This window comes from Rhizobium sp. AB2/73 (assembly GCF_020871915.1).
GTDB classification, from domain to species: Bacteria; Pseudomonadota; Alphaproteobacteria; order Rhizobiales; family Rhizobiaceae; genus Rhizobium; species Rhizobium dioscoreae.
In genome coordinates, this window is the sequence record NZ_CP067071.1 from 2,202,550 (window position 1) to 2,220,520 (window position 17,971).

The 17,971-nt window shown below is 58.2% G+C and carries 17 protein-coding genes; 11 read left to right on the forward strand and 6 right to left on the reverse strand.

All coding sequences use genetic code 11. The features are described 5' to 3' along the window. Nucleotides 1-9: 9 nt before the first annotated feature. Nucleotides 10-975, reverse strand: coding sequence for a hypothetical protein (locus I8E17_RS10920; protein ID WP_113366429.1), 966 nt, complete (start codon nt 973-975; stop codon nt 10-12). A 567-nt stretch (nt 976-1,542) separates the two neighbouring features. Here I8E17_RS10920 and I8E17_RS10925 point away from each other — a divergent pair. Then, on the forward strand, nt 1,543-2,274 hold the full coding sequence (locus I8E17_RS10925; protein WP_069612708.1) for a LuxR C-terminal-related transcriptional regulator: 732 nt from the start codon (nt 1,543-1,545) through the stop codon (nt 2,272-2,274). Nucleotides 2,275-2,373: 99 nt separating this feature from the next. Here I8E17_RS10925 and I8E17_RS10930 read toward each other — a convergent pair whose 3' ends face one another. The 4 genes from I8E17_RS10930 to I8E17_RS10945 all read right to left on the reverse strand — a co-directional run bounded on the left by I8E17_RS10930 (nt 2,374) and on the right by I8E17_RS10945 (nt 5,857). Next, the gene (locus I8E17_RS10930) at nt 2,374-3,513 is read right to left on the reverse strand and encodes a DUF2333 family protein (protein WP_069612709.1); all 1,140 of its coding nucleotides are present in this window, start codon (nt 3,511-3,513) and stop codon (nt 2,374-2,376) included. Between the two features lie 198 nt (nt 3,514-3,711). Then, nucleotides 3,712-4,734 carry a hypothetical protein gene (locus I8E17_RS10935; RefSeq protein WP_069612710.1) on the reverse strand — a complete coding sequence of 341 codons (1,023 nt, stop codon included), beginning with the start codon at nt 4,732-4,734 and terminating at the stop codon, nt 3,712-3,714. 69 nt (nt 4,735-4,803) lie between these two features. After that, nucleotides 4,804-5,190: a cytochrome c family protein gene (locus I8E17_RS10940; protein ID WP_069612711.1), complete on the reverse strand. Its 387-nt coding sequence runs from the start codon at nt 5,188-5,190 to the stop codon at nt 4,804-4,806. Nucleotides 5,191-5,275: 85 nt separating this feature from the next. Then, the gene (locus tag I8E17_RS10945; RefSeq protein WP_069612712.1) at nt 5,276-5,857 is read right to left on the reverse strand and encodes a thymidine kinase; all 582 of its coding nucleotides are present in this window, start codon (nt 5,855-5,857) and stop codon (nt 5,276-5,278) included. A gap of 234 nt (nt 5,858-6,091) precedes the next feature. Here I8E17_RS10945 and I8E17_RS10950 point away from each other — a divergent pair, with 234 nt between their 5' ends. From I8E17_RS10950 to I8E17_RS10990, 9 genes are all read left to right on the forward strand, one after another. Beyond that, a complete protein-coding gene (locus I8E17_RS10950; RefSeq protein WP_069612713.1) occupies nt 6,092-7,048 on the forward strand; it encodes a choline ABC transporter substrate-binding protein in 957 nt (318 codons plus the stop codon). Between the two features lie 170 nt (nt 7,049-7,218). Then, nucleotides 7,219-8,076 (forward strand): choline ABC transporter permease subunit, encoded by an 858-nt coding sequence (gene choW, locus I8E17_RS10955; protein WP_069612714.1) that lies wholly within the window; start codon nt 7,219-7,221, stop codon nt 8,074-8,076. Next, complete coding sequence (gene choV, locus I8E17_RS10960; RefSeq protein ID WP_069612715.1) at nt 8,073-9,122, forward strand: choline ABC transporter ATP-binding protein; 1,050 nt, start codon at nt 8,073-8,075, stop codon at nt 9,120-9,122. Before choW ends, choV begins: the two co-directional genes overlap by 4 nt. A 36-nt stretch (nt 9,123-9,158) precedes the next feature. Beyond that, the gene (locus tag I8E17_RS10965; protein WP_069612716.1) at nt 9,159-9,650 is read left to right on the forward strand and encodes a pyridoxamine 5'-phosphate oxidase family protein; all 492 of its coding nucleotides are present in this window, start codon (nt 9,159-9,161) and stop codon (nt 9,648-9,650) included. Between the two features lie 368 nt (nt 9,651-10,018). Then, on the forward strand, nt 10,019-10,336 hold the full coding sequence (locus tag I8E17_RS10970) for a metalloregulator ArsR/SmtB family transcription factor (RefSeq protein ID WP_015340680.1): 318 nt from the start codon (nt 10,019-10,021) through the stop codon (nt 10,334-10,336). A 353-nt stretch (nt 10,337-10,689) separates the two neighbouring features. Then, entirely contained in the window at nt 10,690-12,018 is a 1,329-nt protein-coding gene (locus tag I8E17_RS10975; protein ID WP_069612718.1) for an aspartate aminotransferase family protein, read from the forward strand. Nucleotides 12,019-12,109: 91 nt separating this feature from the next. Further along, a complete protein-coding gene (gene ade / locus I8E17_RS10980; protein WP_069612719.1) occupies nt 12,110-13,807 on the forward strand; it encodes an adenine deaminase in 1,698 nt (565 codons plus the stop codon). Nucleotides 13,808-13,952: 145 nt separating this feature from the next. Further along, a complete protein-coding gene (locus tag I8E17_RS10985) occupies nt 13,953-14,153 on the forward strand; it encodes a hypothetical protein (protein ID WP_069612720.1) in 201 nt (66 codons plus the stop codon). Beyond that, entirely contained in the window at nt 14,147-14,404 is a 258-nt protein-coding gene (locus I8E17_RS10990) for a hypothetical protein (RefSeq protein WP_069612721.1), read from the forward strand. Before I8E17_RS10985 ends, I8E17_RS10990 begins: the two co-directional genes overlap by 7 nt. 1 nt (nt 14,405) lies before the next feature. On the opposite strand, the gene I8E17_RS10995 is transcribed toward I8E17_RS10990, so the two are convergent. Then, nucleotides 14,406-16,052: an alpha-glucosidase family protein gene (locus tag I8E17_RS10995; RefSeq protein WP_069612722.1), complete on the reverse strand. Its 1,647-nt coding sequence runs from the start codon at nt 16,050-16,052 to the stop codon at nt 14,406-14,408. Nucleotides 16,053-16,345: 293 nt separating this feature from the next. Here I8E17_RS10995 and I8E17_RS11000 point away from each other — a divergent pair, with 293 nt between their 5' ends. Continuing rightward, entirely contained in the window at nt 16,346-17,926 is a 1,581-nt protein-coding gene (locus I8E17_RS11000) for a peptide ABC transporter substrate-binding protein (RefSeq protein WP_069612723.1), read from the forward strand. The last annotated feature ends 45 nt before the right edge of the window (nt 17,927-17,971 follow it).

Below are 17,971 nucleotides of genomic sequence, written 5' to 3' on the forward strand. Positions count from 1 at the left end.
GACGCGCGGCTACTTGCCGGCCATTGCCGATGCGCTGGTCATCGGCGCACCGGTCGCCGACGGTGCCGGCGCGGCACAATCGGAAATCGATTGATTTTCCCTGCAGTTGCGCGCCGAGACCAGCGCATCGGCATCGGCGAGCTCCGTCGTCAGCCTCAGCCTCAACGCGTCCATCTGCGAAATCAGATGAATGCCGTTCGGGGCGGTTCCAAGCATCAGATCGACAAGTCCCCGGTCCACGCCCATCTTGTCGAGGAAGCTGACCAGCCTGGTCCTTTGTGCCTTGTCGAGCTTGGTCGTATCGTACTTGCCGACGAATTTACGGCCGATCTCTTTCTTGGAGATGATCTTACGCTTGCCATCCACCATCTCATATTCGGTGCGGTACTGGACGCGCACCTCGCTGTAAGTCGTTGTGATCTGATGAACGCCCAGCAGCGCGAAGGGGCTGGAAACGCGCTGGACACCGCCTGCAAAAAACAGCGGGCAGGCCGAAAAGCAGATTGCGCCATCCGAGAATGGCTGTCCCGTGATCGAGCCGTCCTTTGCAAAGGCTGCCGAGCAGATCGGCTCGGCATAGGGGCATGCCCGCGAGCGGGTGCGGCCGACTGCGATCGAAAGCTTCTGCTTGCGAATGATGCGAGCCATCTCCATCGCCGCCTTGACATCGCCGCCCGGCGAACTGACGACGATGGACAACTTGCGATCGCCGACCTGTTTCAGGATTTTCTGCAGCTTCCGCGGCGTGTCCGCCATGATCTGCCCTTCGGCGGAGATCCAGTCCGGACATGTATCATCGGCCCGGCACTGGCCCATCTCGCCGTGAACGAGCAAGAACCGCATCGGCGTGCCGCCGGCAACGCCAGCCGCTTCGGCAAGCGCAGGCGAAACAAGCAGAAGCGAAACGCCGGTGACGAACCACAACAGCGTTTGACAGCAGCGTGCCGCAAGCTGCGGGAAGAAGCGAGAATTCATGAGCCATACGCCTGCAAGCGATTACCTTGGCAAGACGGATAGCAACCGCTTTGGGCCTTCGCAAGGCGCGCCGACGCGGCGACGCATCATTTGATGAAACTCTCGACCGCTTGCACCCATGCAAGAGCTGGCGACGAGAAAATGAGCACTGCCGGGGCCTCAGGAACGAGAGATGGAACCGAACTGATGTTGCGACAAAACGGTTAATCCTAACGTGAAGCGTGGAACAGTTTTGGATCAAGTCGCGTCTCTCTGTCAGCTCCGGGCGGCCCTGTCCAAAACACACATTCTGACCTAATTTTTGACCTGGTAAATGCGCTTCGCCGTGTTGCTCCCTAGCTGCCGAGGTCGACGCAAAATGTACGGCTCCGTCGAAATTAGACTAACGAAAACGCTATTTTTACGCTTAATGACCATTTTGGGCGAAAATTTTCGTAGTTTTGCATGCTTGAATATTAAAATATATGAAAATAAAATTATTTCTGGTTCTGTGGTATTTTTGCGTCTAGCATTCACTCATAAATCCGGTATTTGATAACGATAACACGCTTTGGGCGCTTCACTCATATGTCCTATATCATTACTGCCGAGAGACAATTGCTGCTTTCTGCCGAGTTGGCTGCTGCTCGGACACAAGCGGCCTTTGCACTGGCCTTGGAACGGACCGGGTCAGCTTTTGGCTTCAGCCATATGGCTCTCATGAACGCCCCGGTTCCCGACGACACGATGATGACGCCGTTGCTCATCGAGGGCACGGTGCCGGCTCAGTTCGTACGTGAATTTGATCGCCATCAGCTCGTTCGCCGTTGTCCAATGCTGTTGCGCACGCGCGATTCGGTCATGCCGCGCTCCTGGCATCTGCTGGAAAAGGACGCCGAACCCGACGCGGATCTGCCGCGCGAACTTCGCACGCTCCTGATAAACTTCAATTGTCCGATGAGCGTCATCATTCCGGTCAACGCGCCGGATGGTCAACGCCTTGTCTTCTGGTTCATGGGCAATCGCAACAGTCTCGGCCAGAGCGAGATCAACGAACTCACCCTGATCATGCTGCAGGCGCTCGATGCTTATAACTGCCTCAAGCGCAACGACAGTGCCGCGCCGCACTCGCTTTCGGCACGTGAGCTGGAAGTGGTTCGCTGGACCGCTCAGGGGAAGACCTCAGTGGAGATCGGCCAGATCCTCACCCTCTCCGACCATACGGTCAACGCCTATATGATGAATGCGATCAAGAAGCTCGATTGCGTCAACCGCACACAGCTCGTCGCAAAAGCCATCCGCCTGAAGCTGATCAGCTAGGCGAGCCCTCGCTCTAGCACCTCCGGACGGAGCCCGACGACCGGGTCAAGCGTCTATGCGCGCCTGCTGCGCAGGAACGGATGGCAGTCCACTTCTTCTTCAGCGACCACCCAGAACCGTACGGATTTCAACGAGGCTCGAACGTACCCGCAGAATATGGAAGCCCATGGTCGCGAGATGGCTCGGCATGAAGGAGCTATCTTCGGGTCCATTGGAAATGATGAAGGGCTGAATACGCAAAGCAGTCTGCAATTGCGTCGTGACGTCGGCCCAAAGCGCGCTGACATTACGCTCGGCGATCACCTGCTGGAAATCCGAACGAGCCGCCATCAGGATACCGTAGCTTGCGTAAAGCTGCCCGTAAGCAAACCAGAAGCGGTCGTCAGCCCGCGTATCCAGCCAGCCGTAGCTGTGATCCCCTGCTCTCTTGGCCAGTATATCCGCCGTGCTGCCGAGATCGTTGGCAATGTGGTCGACGAACTGCAGGAGGTTGTCGGCGCGCCCGTCGAAAATCGCCTTGCAGTTGCCGAGGTCGCTATTGAAGCTGCGCAGATTGCTCATTGCGGCGCGATAATAGCTTGGGCTTGGGGTCTTTGGCCCGAAGGGATGCAGGCCGAAATACCAGCTGGACTCGTCGAACTGCAGGTTGCCGCGCGCCTTCTGCAGATCGCTGTTGATGCCGGAGGTTCCGCGCACGCGGCCGAGTGTGTCGACCAGCTCCGCCGAGGTACGGCGAACGACAGAATTGATGCCCCGCTGGAAGGAAGCCTTGTTGTCCAGGAATGGCGTGTCATCCCATGAAATGCCGAAGAAGCCGAGCTTGTAGAGCAGCATCGAGGAAATCCAGGCATTCTGGTTGACGTTGAGATCGATCAGATCGGTGGCGACATCGACGACAGCAGAGGTTTGGCAGGTCTTGGGCGCCGTTGCCGCGGCCTGCTGGCCGTCTGTTGCAGGCAGTTCCTGCCCTGCCGAATATTTGCGCTCTGAAAATTTGTAGACATCCGGATAGGCCGGATTGAAGCCTGTCCAGACCTGCGTCTGCCAAACGAAATAGATATAAAGCAGCGCCATCAGCGTCACGAAGGCGGCGACCGGCAGCTTGATCAGCCAGTTGCGCTGCCGATACCAGCCATGCGCTGCAAGAAATGGCCAGCTAAGCCCGACGAAAATCAATCCTAGCCAGCGTGCAATAGCGGCCCAGATCCGCTTGAAGAACGCCGTGATCGAGTCAAGCATGGACACGCCTCCTAAACCGTACCGCGCATCCCCCCGACACGCAAAGGACGCACCACACCAAACCTGCGCAATGGACGTCGCGAAAATCCCCGCGGCCCTCGGATCATTAAGTCCTTATCGCCATTCACGTTCCAGCAAATATGTGTTCTTGGGAAAAACAACAACCGTCCGCATGGAATTTTCCGTGACGGACGACAATCAACCCTCAGGTTGCGCCTCTTCCGCCGCTCCGCTCGGGTCAGCGGATGCGGGGAGCAGATGCGGCTCCAGCCGTCTTTTGAAGACGGCATCGACATGAGCCTTGCGCACGGCAAGGTCATGCCCCGCCAGCACATTCGCCTCGAACGCCTGGATCAGGCTCTCAACCGCTGCCGTTCGCGAAACCGTGGTCGATGCCGGCGCCGCTTCTGCCGCCAATGCCTTGAGCAAGGCAATCCGTTGCTCGATATCGATAGTCAGCTTAGCGGCCATAGCGCCGATGGCGGCGATCTGCCTATTCAGAGCAGCCGCCAGCCCTTCATAAATGTCTATAAGACGCTGTCGCACGGTCCGGCGGGATTGAAGCTCCTGTTCTTGCCGCCGAATATCATCCTGCTCCAGCAACAGAGCGCGATAGTCCCCTTCGAGTTCGGACTGTAGATCGGCATGGCGCGAGGATGGGCGGTTGCGCCGCTGATACATGAGCTTTTCCGCCAAGGCATTGGCCCGGCGTTGCATCTCCTCTATATCGAAATCGAGCTTCCGCCGGCGTTCGATCACGCCTTCCAGCTGTAGTTCGCAGTCATGAAAGCATCGGGAGAATACGGGTCTTGCCTGCTTGAAAAGAAGGTCGAGTTCGGCCGATACGTTAAGGATCGTATCGAGATCGGCGATGATAGCCTCCGGCTTCATCGGTCCATGCGCCAGCGTCCGGCTGAGCAGGCTTGCATTTTCAAGACCAATCTTCTCGTTGAACAATCGGCGATGCTGCAAGTCCGCCTCCTCGGTCGCATGATCCAGCTCTTTGACCAGCGACAGGGCGGTTGATTTCCACCGATCGAGCAGTTCGACCGCTTCGCGGACAGTCGCTTCTTCGACAGGAAAATTGACGACCTCGACGCGCTCGCCTTCCCTCGCGTGGCCGGCGAGCGTCGCCACGGCCGAATTCGCGTCGTTCATGGCGTCATCGAGCGTCGCTTGCGCCTTATCGAGCATGCCATCGAAGGAATGAAGCCTGACCATGAAAGCATTCCCTCCCCTACCTCTAGCGCGAGCCTAGCCGCTTCCTGAGGCGAAGGAAATGCTCGAAAACTATTGGGCAGCGGCAGGATTCTTCAGATAGGCAATCAGGTTGTCGAGGTCCTTGTCGCTTTTCAGACCCGGGAACGTCATCCGGGTGCCTTTGACGAGGAATTGCGGCGCCGGCAGATATTTCCGCAGCAACGCTTCATCCCAGACCTTGCCGTCGGCGCCGAATGCCCGCATCGCCGGCGAGTAGACATAATCGGGCTTGCTTGCGACGGCTCGTCCGACGACCCCCATCAACGAGGGGCCAACCCGATTGTCAGGCCCGGTCGCCGTATGACAGGCACCGCATTTCTTGAAAACGACGGCGCCAGCGACCGCATCGCCGTCTGCAAGCGCCCAAGAGGTCGAGGCAAGCGCGATAGCGGCCGACAGCAGACAAAGAAGTTTCATCATCCCTCTCGATCAGCTCAATCCCGACCAACGATCATATGCCGAGGAAAGTCCGCAACGCTACTGAAAGCCCGTGGGCGGCGCTTCACTCGCAGGTGATCGCTTCTTCCCAATGACGGCGGCAAAGCGAGACATATTTGTCGCTGCCGCCGATCTCGATCTGCGCCCCTTCGTGAACGACCTTGCCGGCGGCATCGAGCCGCACCACCATCGTCGCCTTGCGTCCGCAATGGCAGATGGTGCGCACCTCCCGCAATTCGTCGGCGATGGTCAGCAGCTCCTGCGATCCCGGAAACAGATGTCCATGGAAATCCGTGCGCAGCCCGTAAGTCATGACCGGAAGATTGAGGCGATCGACGATATGGGCAAGCTGCCAGACCTGCTCGCGCGTCAGAAATTGCGCCTCATCGACGAAGACGCAGGCAAGCGGCTCCTTTGCATGCATTTCATCGACCATTGCATAGAGATCGTCGCCGGTTTCGAACGGCAGGGCATCCATGGTCAGGCCGATGCGCGAGGCGATCGTGCCACGCCCGGCGCGATCGTCGAGAGCTGCGATGAAGGCCGCGGTACGCATGCCGCGCTCCTGATAATTATAGGCGGCCTGCAGCAGCATCGTCGATTTGCCGGCATTCATGGTCGAATAATGGAAGTAGAGCTTGGCCATGACATTCTCCTTGAATGCTTCATGGGTGCTGCGGGACGATAAGGAAAGATGGTCGCGGCGAAAACCACAGGATTCAGGCGTGCTTCGCTTAGCGCGCAAAAGCCTTGGTCACAGGCGGACAGAAAAAGGCGGGCGTCGCATTCAGCCCCCTCAAACCGCCGCAAATACACTGTGGTCGCTTGAAAATGTCAGTTATTGATGGTTGCTTGGGAACGTTAGACTGGGAGTCACGCAATGATAAAAATGACCCTTACTGCATTCGCTTTCGCCTCAACTCTCTCCGCGCTGACATTGGGCGCCACCGCGGCCTCCGCAGCCGAGCCGGCAAGCTGTAGCACCGTACATTTCGCCGATGTAGGCTGGACCGACATCACTTCCACCACGGCCACCGCCTCCATCCTCCTGAAGGCTCTTGGCTACGACACCGACGTCAAGGTGCTCGCCGTGCCGGTGACCTACCAGTCGTTGAAGAACAAGGACATCGATGTCTTCCTCGGCAATTGGATGCCCTCCATGGCCGAGAACATCAAGCCGTTCGCTGCGGACAAGTCGGTCGAAACCGTGCGCGCCAATCTGGAAGGCGCGAAATACACGCTCGCTACCAATGAAAAGGGTGCCGCGCTCGGCATCAAGGACTTTAAGGACATTGCCGCCCACAAGGATGAGCTTGACGGCAAGATCTACGGCATCGAGCCGGGCAATGACGGCAACCGTCTGGTGATCGACATGGTCGACAAGAACACCTTCGGCCTCAAGGGCTTCGAAGTGGTCGAATCCTCCGAGCAGGGCATGCTCGCTCAGGTCTCCCGCGCCGACAAGGAAGGCAAGCCGATCATCTTCCTCGGCTGGGCCCCGCATCCGATGAACACCACCTACAAGATGACCTATCTCACCGGCGGAGACGACGTGTTCGGCCCGAACTTCGGTGGTGCGACCGTCTACACCAACGTCCGGGCCGGCTACCTGCAGGAATGCCCGAATGTCGGCACCTTCGTCAAAAATCTCGTCTTCTCGCTGCCGATGGAAAACGAAATCATGGGCAAGATCCTGAATGACGGCAAGGATCCGGAAGTCGCAGCGACGGAATGGCTGAAGGCCAACCCCGCAGCAATCACGCCTTGGCTCGCGGGCGTCACCACCAAGGATGGCGGTGACGGCCTGGCGGCGGTCAAGGCCAAGCTCGGCCTGTAATACGAGGACGGATGGAGGGGCGGCCAAACCGCCCCTTTCTCTTCCTTGAACGGACTGCTTGCTTTCGCGTCCCGCCATTCCCGGACAATGGTCCACTTGGCGTGACAGACCGTATTCTTCGGCGGCACCTCCGGCTTCATACGTAACAATCGGAAACGCCGCCCCCAATCATGGGCAAAGACGTGAACTGGTTAACCGATTACCGCATCCCCATCGGGCCATGGGCCAAAGCCGTCGTCGACTGGCTGACGAGCAATGTCACATGGTTCTTCGACGGCCTTTCCTTCGTTGTCGCGCATGGAATCAACGGGCTGCTGTTCGTCTTGCAGGCACCGCATCCGCTGATCGTCGTCGTTGTCTTCACGGCAATCGCCTACTGGATGCGCCGGAGCGTCACGATCACGGTTCTCACCCTGATCGGCCTGCTGATCACCATCAACCAGGGTTACTGGAAAGAGACGACCGAGACGCTGGCGCTGGTGCTAGCCTCCACCTTCGTCTGTATGCTGGTCGGCGTCCCCCTTGGTATCGCGGCTGCCCGACGTCCCTGGCTCTACGCCATCATGCGGCCGATCCTCGATCTGATGCAGACCATCCCGACCTTCGTGTATCTGGTGCCGGCAATGATCCTGCTCGGTCTCGGCATGGTCCCCGGTCTGGTCGCCACCGTCGTCTTTGCTCTTCCCGCACCGATCCGCATGACGCGCCTTGGCATCATTTCCACTCCCCCTTCGCTGGTGGAAGCGGCCGAATCTTTCGGCGCGACGCCACGCCAGGTTCTGCGCAAGGTCGAGCTTCCCTTTGCCACGCCGCAGATCATGGCCGGCCTGACGCAGACCATCATGCTGTCGCTCTCGATGGTCTCGATCGCCGCCCTCGTCGGCGCCCCCGGGCTCGGCGTGCCGGTTCTGCGCGCGCTGAATAGCGTCAACGTCGCCAAGAGCTTCGATTCCGGCGCCTGCATCGTCATCCTGGCGATCATTCTCGACCGTATGTTCCGCGCGCCCGGCGAAGGAGACCGCTCATGACCGTCGCCGTTGATTTCAAAAATGTCAGCATCATCTTCGGCGATCGTCCCGATGCCGCGCTGAAACTTGTCGATGAAGGCAAGTCGCGCGACGACATCGGCAAGTCGACGGGCATGGTGCTCGGTGTCGCCAATGCCTCGCTGCAAATCGAAGAGGGTGAAATCCTCGTGCTCATGGGCCTGTCCGGCTCCGGCAAGTCGACGCTGCTGCGCGCCGTCAACGGCCTGGCGCCGGTCGTGCGCGGCGAGGTCTCCGTCAACACCAAGAACGGCGCCGTCAGCCCTTACTCCTGCAGCCCAAAAGCCCTGCGCGACCTGCGTATGCACACCGTCTCCATGGTCTTCCAGCAGTTCGCGCTTCTGCCCTGGCGAACGGTGGCCGACAATGTCGGCTTCGGGCTTGAGCTTGCCGGCGTTCCGGACGCCGAACGCAAGAAGCGCGTCGACGAACAGCTCCAGCTCGTCAACCTGACGCAATGGGCCAATCGCAAGGTCAACGAACTGTCCGGCGGCATGCAGCAGCGCGTCGGTCTCGCCCGTGCCTTTGCAACCGGCGCGCCGATCCTGCTGATGGACGAGCCGTTCTCCGCGCTCGATCCGCTGATCCGCACCCGCCTGCAGGACGAGCTTCTGGAGTTCCAGCGCCGACTGAAGCGGACGATCCTGTTCGTCAGCCACGATCTGGACGAGGCATTCCGCATCGGCAACCGCATCGCCATCATGGAAAGCGGCCACATCATCCAGTGCGGAACGCCACAGGAGATCGTCAAGAACCCAGCCGATCAATATGTCGCCGACTTCGTGCAGCACATGAATCCGATCAGCATGCTGACGGCACGGGACATCATGCAACAGGGCGTCGGACATTCGGCCAATGCCGGTTCCGTCACCGCCACGGCAACCGCCGCGACACCGCTTGTCGATATCCTTGACGCCCTGACGCGCCAGCCAGGCAATATCGGCGTTGTTGACAATGGCACGATTATTGGAACGATCTCGGCGCAAGACGTTGTTTCGGGTCTCACCAGCCACCGGCGAAAGGAGTAGTCGTTCGCGACTGCTCCTCAATTCATGGAGCCGTTAATGAACGACAAACCATCGTTGATCAGGGAAACGGATGAGGATGCGCGCATTCAGGCGCGCGACCTCATGCATAAAGCCGCACATGCAGCCTTGGCCGTCATCGACCCCGAAACCGGCTTTCCCTTCGTCAGCCGCGTCCTGATCGCCATGGATGCGGATGGCGCTCCGGTCATCCTGGTCTCCGGCCTCTCCTTACATACCAAAGCTCTGATGAGAGACGGCCGCGCTTCGGCGCTCTTTGGCGAGCCCGGCAAGGGCGACCCTCTCGCCCATCCCCGCCTGACCTTACGCTGCGGCGCGGAGCGCATCGATCGGCAAAGCCAGGCGCATGAGCGCATCCGAGCGCTTTTTCTCGATCGCCACCCGAAATCCAAGCTCTATATCGATTTTCCGGATTTCTGCTTCTTCCGCCTCATTCCGCTCGATGCCAGCCTGAACGGCGGCTTTGGAAGGGCTTACATCTTGTCCTCAAAAGACCTGATGATGCTTTAAACCGAAAACAAAATCCGGCGGCAATAAAACCATACAATAGTGCGAGAATTAGTAGGTGGACAGCCTGACGTAGAAAAAGCCAATATTCTCAGGTTGCAAATCCGCAGTGACCAAAATTGGCATGTTTGCGGCTCCGAAACGATAAAAATCGACCTATTTTGGTCTAATTTAGCCCCTTGGATGGGACGCTGGAGACCTCGGCATTATCGCCGAGGCATCATACGTACATACCTAAAACAGCATACTCGATACCTTAAATTTAGGTATATACAATCTTCGACCCCTCTTGGTATTGTTAGATATCGGTTAGGACCGGCTTGGAAATAGCACAGTTTCTGATGTACGCTCCGCATTGGGAAGATTAACAGATGAAGACAAGAGATTTGGCCGAACATTCTAATGTTGCGGCAGCATTATTATCAGCAATGGCGAACCCGAAGCGTCTTTTGATCCTTTGCAGTCTCGTTAAGGGTGAAGTTCCTGTTGGCGTTCTTGCCAATCAGGTCGGACTGAGCCAATCAGCACTTTCTCAGCATCTTTCCAAGCTTCGCGCTCAGAAGTTGGTCAAGACGCGTCGCGATGCTCAAACGATTTACTACTCCAGCACATCAGAATCCGTGATCCGTGTTCTTGAAACGCTGGAAGACATTTATTGCGAGCCGGAAAAAAGTAGATCGGCTGCTTAAGAGCTTTCAATAGCTCAGGGCCTGTCGACAGACGATCTCTGGGGAACACTTTAGACCCTGAAAGATCGACTTGCTTTCATTACCAGGTGTTTTGCTGCTTTAACTGGCAAATCTTCGGATTTGCCAGTTTTTTCATGTCCGGACGAGCTCGCACCACGTCCGCGGACAATTCCGCGCCCGGCACCGCCGACCTGCCGCGATCCCATTCCTGCCGTACACCAGCCTCCTTCCCCGGCCCCATCTTTGCCTTGACGCAAATAGGCCGGCTGATAATTTGACCAAGCAGTAAATATAATCGCGCGGCGCGGCGCCGCGGTCGGGTAACAGGCCCCGAATGGCCATTGGAGAACAGCATGTCGGACCGTTTGAATGCCACCCCCAACGATTTGCGCGCCTTCTGGATGCCGTTTACGGCCAACCGCCAATTCAAGAAGGAACCGCGCCTCTTCGTCAGCGCCAAGGATATGTACTACACCACCCATGACGGTCGGCAGGTACTGGACGGAACTGCGGGTCTGTGGTGCGTGAACGCGGGACACTGCCGCCCCAAGATCACCGAGGCGATCCGCCAGCAGGCAGGCGAACTCGACTATGCTCCCGCTTTCCAGCTCGGCCACCCCAAGGCCTTCGAGCTGGCGAACCGGCTGGTCGATATTGCACCCGAGGGCATGGACCACGTTCTTTATACCAATTCCGGTTCGGAATCGGTCGAAACCGCGCTCAAGGTCGCGCTTGCCTATCATCGCGTGAAGGGCAATGGCTCGCGCTTCCGTCTCATCGGCCGCGAGCGTGGCTATCACGGCGTCAATTTCGGCGGCATTTCCGTGGGCGGCATCGTCACCAACCGCAAGATGTTCGGCACGCTGCTGACCGGAGTCGACCATATGCCGCACACGCATGTTCCCGGTAAGAACGCCTTCACGCGCGGCGAGCCAGAACATGGCGGCGATATCGCCACCGAGCTTGAGCGCATCGTCACCCTGCACGACGCCTCGACAATCGCTGCTGTCATCGTCGAGCCGATTGCCGGCTCCACCGGCGTGCTCATCCCGCCGAAGGGCTATCTGCAGAAGCTGCGCGACATCTGCACCAAGCACGGCATCCTGCTGATCTTTGACGAGGTCATCACCGGCTTCGGCCGCCTCGGTGCACCCTTTGCCGCTCAATATTATGATGTGAAGCCGGATATCATCACGACCGCCAAAGGCCTGACCAACGGCGTCATTCCAATGGGTGCAGTCTTCGTCACCTCGGAGATCCATGACGCCTTCATGCAGGGACCCGATCATATGATCGAGTTCTTCCACGGCTATACCTATTCCGGCAATCCGATAGCCTCTGCCGCGGCGTTGGCAACGCTCGACACCTATAAGGAAGAAGGCCTCCTCACGCGCGCAGCAGAACTTTCAGACTACTGGGCCGATGCCCTGCATTCCCTGAAAGACTGCCCGAACGTCATCGATATCAGAAACACCGGCCTGATCGGCGCCATCGAGCTCGATCCGATCGCCGGCGAGCCCACCAAACGCGCCTTCACCGCTTTCCTCAAGGCCTATGAAAAGGGCCTCCTCATCCGCACCACCGGCGACATCATCGCGCTATCGCCGCCGCTGATCATCGAAAAGCATCACATCGACGAGCTGTTCGGCAAGCTCCGCGAGATCTTGCAGAATAATATCTAAGGCATAATCTCAAACAATCTCCGCCCCTCACGCCTCCTCTTGTATGAGCAAGAGAGCCGGCATGAGGGGCGATCCATATGCGAGGGACGAAATGACCACCAAACTCGAACGCTACATCGACCAGGGCGTCGGCCGGGAACCCGCCGATATCGTGCTGAAGAACGGCCGGTTCTTCGATCTGGTGACGGGCGAGTTGGTCGCTTCGGATATCGCCATCTGCGGCGATCGCATCGTCGGCACCTGCGGCGAGTATCAGGGGCGCGAAGAGATCGATATTGCCGGCCGCATCATTGTACCGGGCTTCATCGACACGCATCTTCACATCGAATCCTCGCTGGTAACCCCGCTCGAATTCGATCGCTGCGTGCTGCCTTATGGCGTGACCACCGCCATCTGCGATCCGCATGAAATCGCCAACGTGCTCGGCACCGAAGGCATACGTTACTTCCTCGACTGTTCGCTGGAAACCATTATGGATATCCGCGTCCAGCTCTCGTCCTGCGTGCCGGCAACGCATCTGGAAACCTCGGGCGCCGATCTGCCGATCGAGAAGCTCTTGCCCTTCCGCAATCACCCGCAGGTGATTGGCCTTGCCGAATTCATGAATTTCCCCGGCGTGGTCCACAAGGACCCCGTCTGCATGGCGAAACTCGAAGCCTTCCAAGGCGGCCATATCGATGGCCATGCGCCGCTTTTACGCGGCAATGACCTCAACGGCTATCTCGCAGCCGGCATCCGCACGGAGCATGAATCGACGACACCAGAGGAAGCGCTGGAAAAGATCCGCAAGGGCATGCATATCCTCGTGCGTGAGGGGTCCGTTTCCAAGGATCTGCACGCGCTGATGCCTGTTATCACCGAGCGCCTGTCGCCTCATCTGGCGCTCTGCACCGACGATCGCAACCCGCTCGATATCGCCGAACAGGGCCATCTCGATTACATGATCCGCACGGCGATCGCCCATGGCGTCGAGCCCCTGGCGATCTACCGCGCGGCCTCGATCTCTGCCGCGCGCGCCTTTGGTCTGCGGGATCGCGGTCTCGTGGCACCCGGATGGCGCGCCGATCTCGTCGTCGTCGACAGCCTGGAAAGCTGCAAGGCCGAGATGGTCTTCTCCGCAGGCCGCCGCGTTACCGCCGAACTTTTCGCGACCCGCGGTTCGGTCGAGCCGGTCGGCCTCGACAGCGTCAAGGCCCGCCCGATCAACGCAGCCGATTTTGGCGTGCCGGTGACGGAGGGCGAAAGCTCCATCATTGGCGTGACGCCTGGCAAGATCATCACCCAGCATCGCCGCTATCGCCTGCCGACCAAGGGCAACCAGACCGATATCGACCTCGGCAACGATATCATCAAGGTCGCCGTCATCGAGCGGCACGGCAAGAATGGCAACCATGCCAACGGCTTCGTCCAAGGCTTTGGCTTGAAGAAAGGCGCGATCGCCTCGACCGTCGGCCACGACAGCCACAATATCTGCGTCGTCGGCGTCAACGAGGACGACATGGCGCTCGCCGCCAATCGCTTGAGCGACATCAACGGCGGTTTCGTCGTCGTCGAGGACGGCGTCGTGACCGGTGAAATCGCCCTGCCTGTCGCCGGCCTGATGAGCCTCGAGCCTTATGAAAGCGTGCGCGACACACTGCACCACCTGCGCCAGGCAGCCTACGCCCTTGGCGCGACCCTGGAAGAACCCTTCCTGCAGCTGGCGTTCCTGCCCCTGCCGGTGATCCCGCATCTGAAGATATCGGATAAAGGCCTGGTCGATGTCGACAAGTTCATGCTGATCGGCTGATCAGGCTCGTCCCTCGTAAGGAAGATAGCTTGCGTTGCAAAGGTGTCAGCGGACAAACAATTCGAGCTTGGGGCTTCAATTGACGAAAGCCTATTGTTATCTTTGTTCCACGACATCAAACCGTTTGGTCATGGAAAGAACAATCGTGACAAAGCTTGAGCAGATTGAGAAAAATGTCAGCGAGCTGGAGCCGGAAGACTTCAAGGCATTCGCCGAATGGTTCGAAGCTCTGCAGGCAAGCCGGTGGGACCGGCAAATCGAAGCTGACATAGGCGCTGGTAAACTGGATAGACTGGCAGACAAAGCCCTGGCCGATTTTCGCGTGGGAAAGACGCGGGCATTTTAAAGCATCACGCCACTCAGCCGTTTTGGGAGGCATATGAAAAGCTGCCAAAACATGTGCGAGAACTCGCCGACCGAAATTTCGAGCTTCCCAAATCGAACCCGAAGCATCCTTCACTTCATTTCAAACAAGTAGGCCGCTTCTGGTCCGCGCGGGTCTGGATGTCCTGGCGCGCTCTTGCTGTCGCTGACGGCGACGACCTTGTCTGGTTCTGGATCGGCTCTCACACCAAATATGACAAGCTCTTACGCTAAATCACGTCACATACCCGCAATAAACATCCAGAGCAGCAAGCGTTAGCGTTGCCCCGGCATCCGCCGTGCCAAACCCCGGCATGGCGATCGTCTTGCCAAGCTTGATATCCTCCGGCAAGGCAATCTTCACAGGCTTGCGGGAGAGATTGAAGATAAACAGCAGCGTCTCCTCACCCTTGGAGCGCGTGAAGGCGAGAACGTCCTCTTTTGTATCAAGAAAGATCATGTCGCCGTCACGCAGGGCGGCATGTTCTGCACGGAAGGCCAGCGTCCGCTGATAATGATGCAGCACCGAATCCGCGTCCGTCTCCTGCTTGTCGACGGCAAGCGCCGCATGCTGGTAGGGAACCGGCAGCCAGGATTTGTCCGCGGTCGTAAAGCCCGCATGAGCACGCCCTGCTTCCCAGGGCATGGGCGTACGGCATCCGTCACGCCCCTTGAAGGCCGGCCAGAAGCGAATGCCGTAGGGATCGCGCAGGTCCTCGAAGGCAAGCTCTGCCTCAGGCAGGCCGAGCTCTTCCCCTTGATACAGGCAAATGGAGCCGCGTAACGCCGAGAGCAGAGAGATTGCGAGCTTCGCAACGCGCGGCTGCTCTTCTTCCGTTTTGGCAAAGCGGCTGACATGGCGCTGAACGTCATGGTTGGAAAAGGCCCAGCAGACCCAGCCATCAACGACATTATCCTGGAAATCGCTGACGCAGCGCCGGAAATGCGCCGGCGTGAAATCGGGACCCAAAAGATCGAACGTGTAGCACATGTGCAGCTTGTCGCCGCCGCTGGTATAGGCCGCAACCGTCTCCAGCGAGCGTACGCCGTCACCGACTTCGCCGACTGTCGTGCGGTTTTCGTATTGATCGAGCAATGCACGCAACCGCTTCAGGAAGCCGATATTTTCAGGCTGCGTCTTGTCGTAAAGATGGTTCTGCATCCCGTAGGGGTTGGTTTCGGGCGCGTCGAGCCCGCCGGTCGCGACGAGCGCCGGCGGATTGTCGCGAAGCTTCTTGTCGCAGAAATAGTAGTTGACCGTATCCAGGCGGAAACCATCGACGCCGCGATCGAGCCAGAATTTGACGGCCGCCAATACCGCATCCTGAACGTCCGGATTGTGGAAGTTCAAATCCGGCTGCGATGTCAGGAAATTGTGCTGGTAATATTGCCGGCGCACGCCATCCCATTCCCAGCCGGGGCCGCCGAAGATCGACAGCCAGTTGTTGGGCGCCGTCCCATCCGGTTTCGGATCGGCCCAGACATACCAATCCGCCTTGGGATTGTCGCGGCTTGCGCGGCTTTCAACAAACCAGGGATGCCGGTCCGACGTGTGCGAGATGACCTGGTCGATGATGACCTTGAGGCCGAGCTCATGTGCTGCCGCCATCATCTCGTCGAAATCGGCAAGCGTGCCGAAGATCGGATCAACATCGCAATAATCGGCGACATCATAGCCCATATCGGCCATCGGCGAGGTGAAGAACGGCGCCAGCCAGATTGCATCGACCCCCAGTGCGGCAATATGAGGCAGGCGCCGGGTGATCCCCCTGATATCTCCGAGCCCGTTGGCATCCGTGTCCTGAAACGACCGCGGATAGACCTGATAGATCACTGCCCCGCGCCACCAATCGGCTCCCGCCACTTTATTCGTCGATTTCATCAAACCGCCTCGATATCGCACAAGGCCTTCCAGTTTGCACAGTCGGGCGCAGGCGGCAAGCTGCAAATCGGCTGCCTGAGAAACTCAACCATCCGGCGGATAAATTCGCTGTATCAATTTTAGAGATTTGTGAATATGAAAGTTCACATGCTAAGCATGTCCGACTTTTTTTAACTTGAAAGCGACGTCGCTTTCGATAATTTCGCGCATTGACCTGTACGTGAAGGTTACCTGCGGGATCAAGAATACCCTTGTAAAACAAGGACAATAACTCCAGAAAGGTGGGAAAACATATGGCGCATATCACCCGAAAATTTATCGCTGCGGCTTTCGTCAGCACGATATTGAGCGTTTCGGCGCATGCCGCGACCCTCAATATCCACAACGGCGGCGACCCGACTTCGCTCGATCCGCAAAAAATTTCCGGCGATTGGGAGAACCGCATCGACGGCGATATCTTCGAAGGGTTGGTGACCGAGGACCCCAAGGACAACCCAATTCCAGGCCAGGCTGCAAGCTGGACCATTTCGCCCGACCAGAAGGTCTATACCTTCAAGCTTCGTGACGGCATCAAGTGGTCCGATGGACAACCGGTGACGGCTCAGGACTTCGTCTTCGCCTTCCAGCGCCTGATGGACCCGAAGACCGCTGCTCAATACGCCTATCTGCAGTACACGATCCTGAACGCGGAAAAGATCAACAAGGGGGAGATCAAGGATCCGACCCAGCTCGGCGTCAAGGCGATCGACGACAAGACCCTCGAAATCACGCTTGAGAACCCCACCCCTTACTTTCTCAACGCTCTGATGCACTATACGGCCTATCCGCTGCCGAAGCACGTTGTGGAAGCCAAGGGTGATGAGTGGGTCAAGATCGGCAATATCGTCACCAACGGTCCCTACAAGCCAGTGGAGTGGGTGCCCGGTTCGCATGTCAGCATGGTCAAGAGTGACCAATATTACGACGCCAAGGACATCAAAATCGACAAGGTCAACTACTATACGCTGGAAGATCAGGCCGCTGCCCTGAAACGTTATCGCGCCGGCGAATTCGACATTCTTACGTCGTTCCCGGCCGATCAGTATGACTGGATCCAGAAGAACCTGCCCGGCCAGGCGCATGTGGTGCCGTTCCTTGGCACCTACTACTACGTCCTGAATTCCACCAAGCCGCCATTCAACGACAAGCGCGTTCGCCAGGCTCTCTCCATGGCCGTCAACCGCGAAGTCATCGGGCCGAAGATTCTCGGCACTGGCGAACTGCCGTCCTACTCCTGGGTACCGCCTGGTACCGCCAATTACGGCGAGCCGGCTTATGTCAGCTGGAAGGACGAGCCCTACAAGCAGAAGGTCGAAGAAGCAAAGAAGCTTCTGAAGGAAGCAGGCTTCGGCCCTGACCATCCGTTGAAGGCTCAGCTGCGCTATAATACCAACGACAACCACAAGCGCATTGCCGTTGCGATTGCCGCCATGTGGAAGCCACTCGGCGTCGATATTGAGCTCTACAACACCGAAACCAAGGTGCATTACGATGAAATGCAGCGCGGTGAGGTGCAGATCGGCCGTGCCGGCTGGCTCGCCGACTATAACGACCCGATCAACTTCCTGAACCTGCTGTCCACTGGCGTCGAAATGAACTACGGCCGTTGGAGCAACAAGGACTATGATGCTCTGATCAAGCAGGGCAATGAAGAAACCGATCTCAAGAAGCGCGCCGAGATCTACAAGAAGGCTGAGCAACTGGCCCTCGACGACAGCGCGGCTATCCCGATCTACTACTACGTTTCCCAGAACATCGTCGCTCCGAAGGTCCAGGGCTTCGTCGACAACATCCAGGACATCCATCGCACCCGCTGGCTGTCGATCAAAGAATAATTGGGAACAGGCTCCCTCCCGGACACAACCGGGAGGGAGCCGTCT

Coding starts and splice junctions, on each gene's coding strand:
- I8E17_RS10920 (WP_113366429.1), bottom strand. CDS start 975: ATGAATTCTCGCTTCTTCCCGCAGCTTGCGGCACGCTGCTGTCAAACG.
- I8E17_RS10930 (WP_069612709.1), bottom strand. CDS start 3,513: ATGCTTGACTCGATCACGGCGTTCTTCAAGCGGATCTGGGCCGCTATT.
- I8E17_RS10935 (WP_069612710.1), bottom strand. CDS start 4,734: ATGGTCAGGCTTCATTCCTTCGATGGCATGCTCGATAAGGCGCAAGCG.
- I8E17_RS11000 (WP_069612723.1), top strand. CDS start 16,346: ATGGCGCATATCACCCGAAAATTTATCGCTGCGGCTTTCGTCAGCACG.
- I8E17_RS10975 (WP_069612718.1), top strand. CDS start 10,690: ATGTCGGACCGTTTGAATGCCACCCCCAACGATTTGCGCGCCTTCTGG.
- I8E17_RS10940 (WP_069612711.1), bottom strand. CDS start 5,190: ATGAAACTTCTTTGTCTGCTGTCGGCCGCTATCGCGCTTGCCTCGACC.
- choV (WP_069612715.1), top strand. CDS start 8,073: ATGACCGTCGCCGTTGATTTCAAAAATGTCAGCATCATCTTCGGCGAT.
- I8E17_RS10995 (WP_069612722.1), bottom strand. CDS start 16,052: ATGAAATCGACGAATAAAGTGGCGGGAGCCGATTGGTGGCGCGGGGCA.
- choW (WP_069612714.1), top strand. CDS start 7,219: ATGGGCAAAGACGTGAACTGGTTAACCGATTACCGCATCCCCATCGGG.
- I8E17_RS10945 (WP_069612712.1), bottom strand. CDS start 5,857: ATGGCCAAGCTCTACTTCCATTATTCGACCATGAATGCCGGCAAATCG.
- I8E17_RS10925 (WP_069612708.1), top strand. CDS start 1,543: ATGTCCTATATCATTACTGCCGAGAGACAATTGCTGCTTTCTGCCGAG.
- I8E17_RS10965 (WP_069612716.1), top strand. CDS start 9,159: ATGAACGACAAACCATCGTTGATCAGGGAAACGGATGAGGATGCGCGC.
- ade (WP_069612719.1), top strand. CDS start 12,110: ATGACCACCAAACTCGAACGCTACATCGACCAGGGCGTCGGCCGGGAA.
- I8E17_RS10970 (WP_015340680.1), top strand. CDS start 10,019: ATGAAGACAAGAGATTTGGCCGAACATTCTAATGTTGCGGCAGCATTA.
- I8E17_RS10950 (WP_069612713.1), top strand. CDS start 6,092: ATGATAAAAATGACCCTTACTGCATTCGCTTTCGCCTCAACTCTCTCC.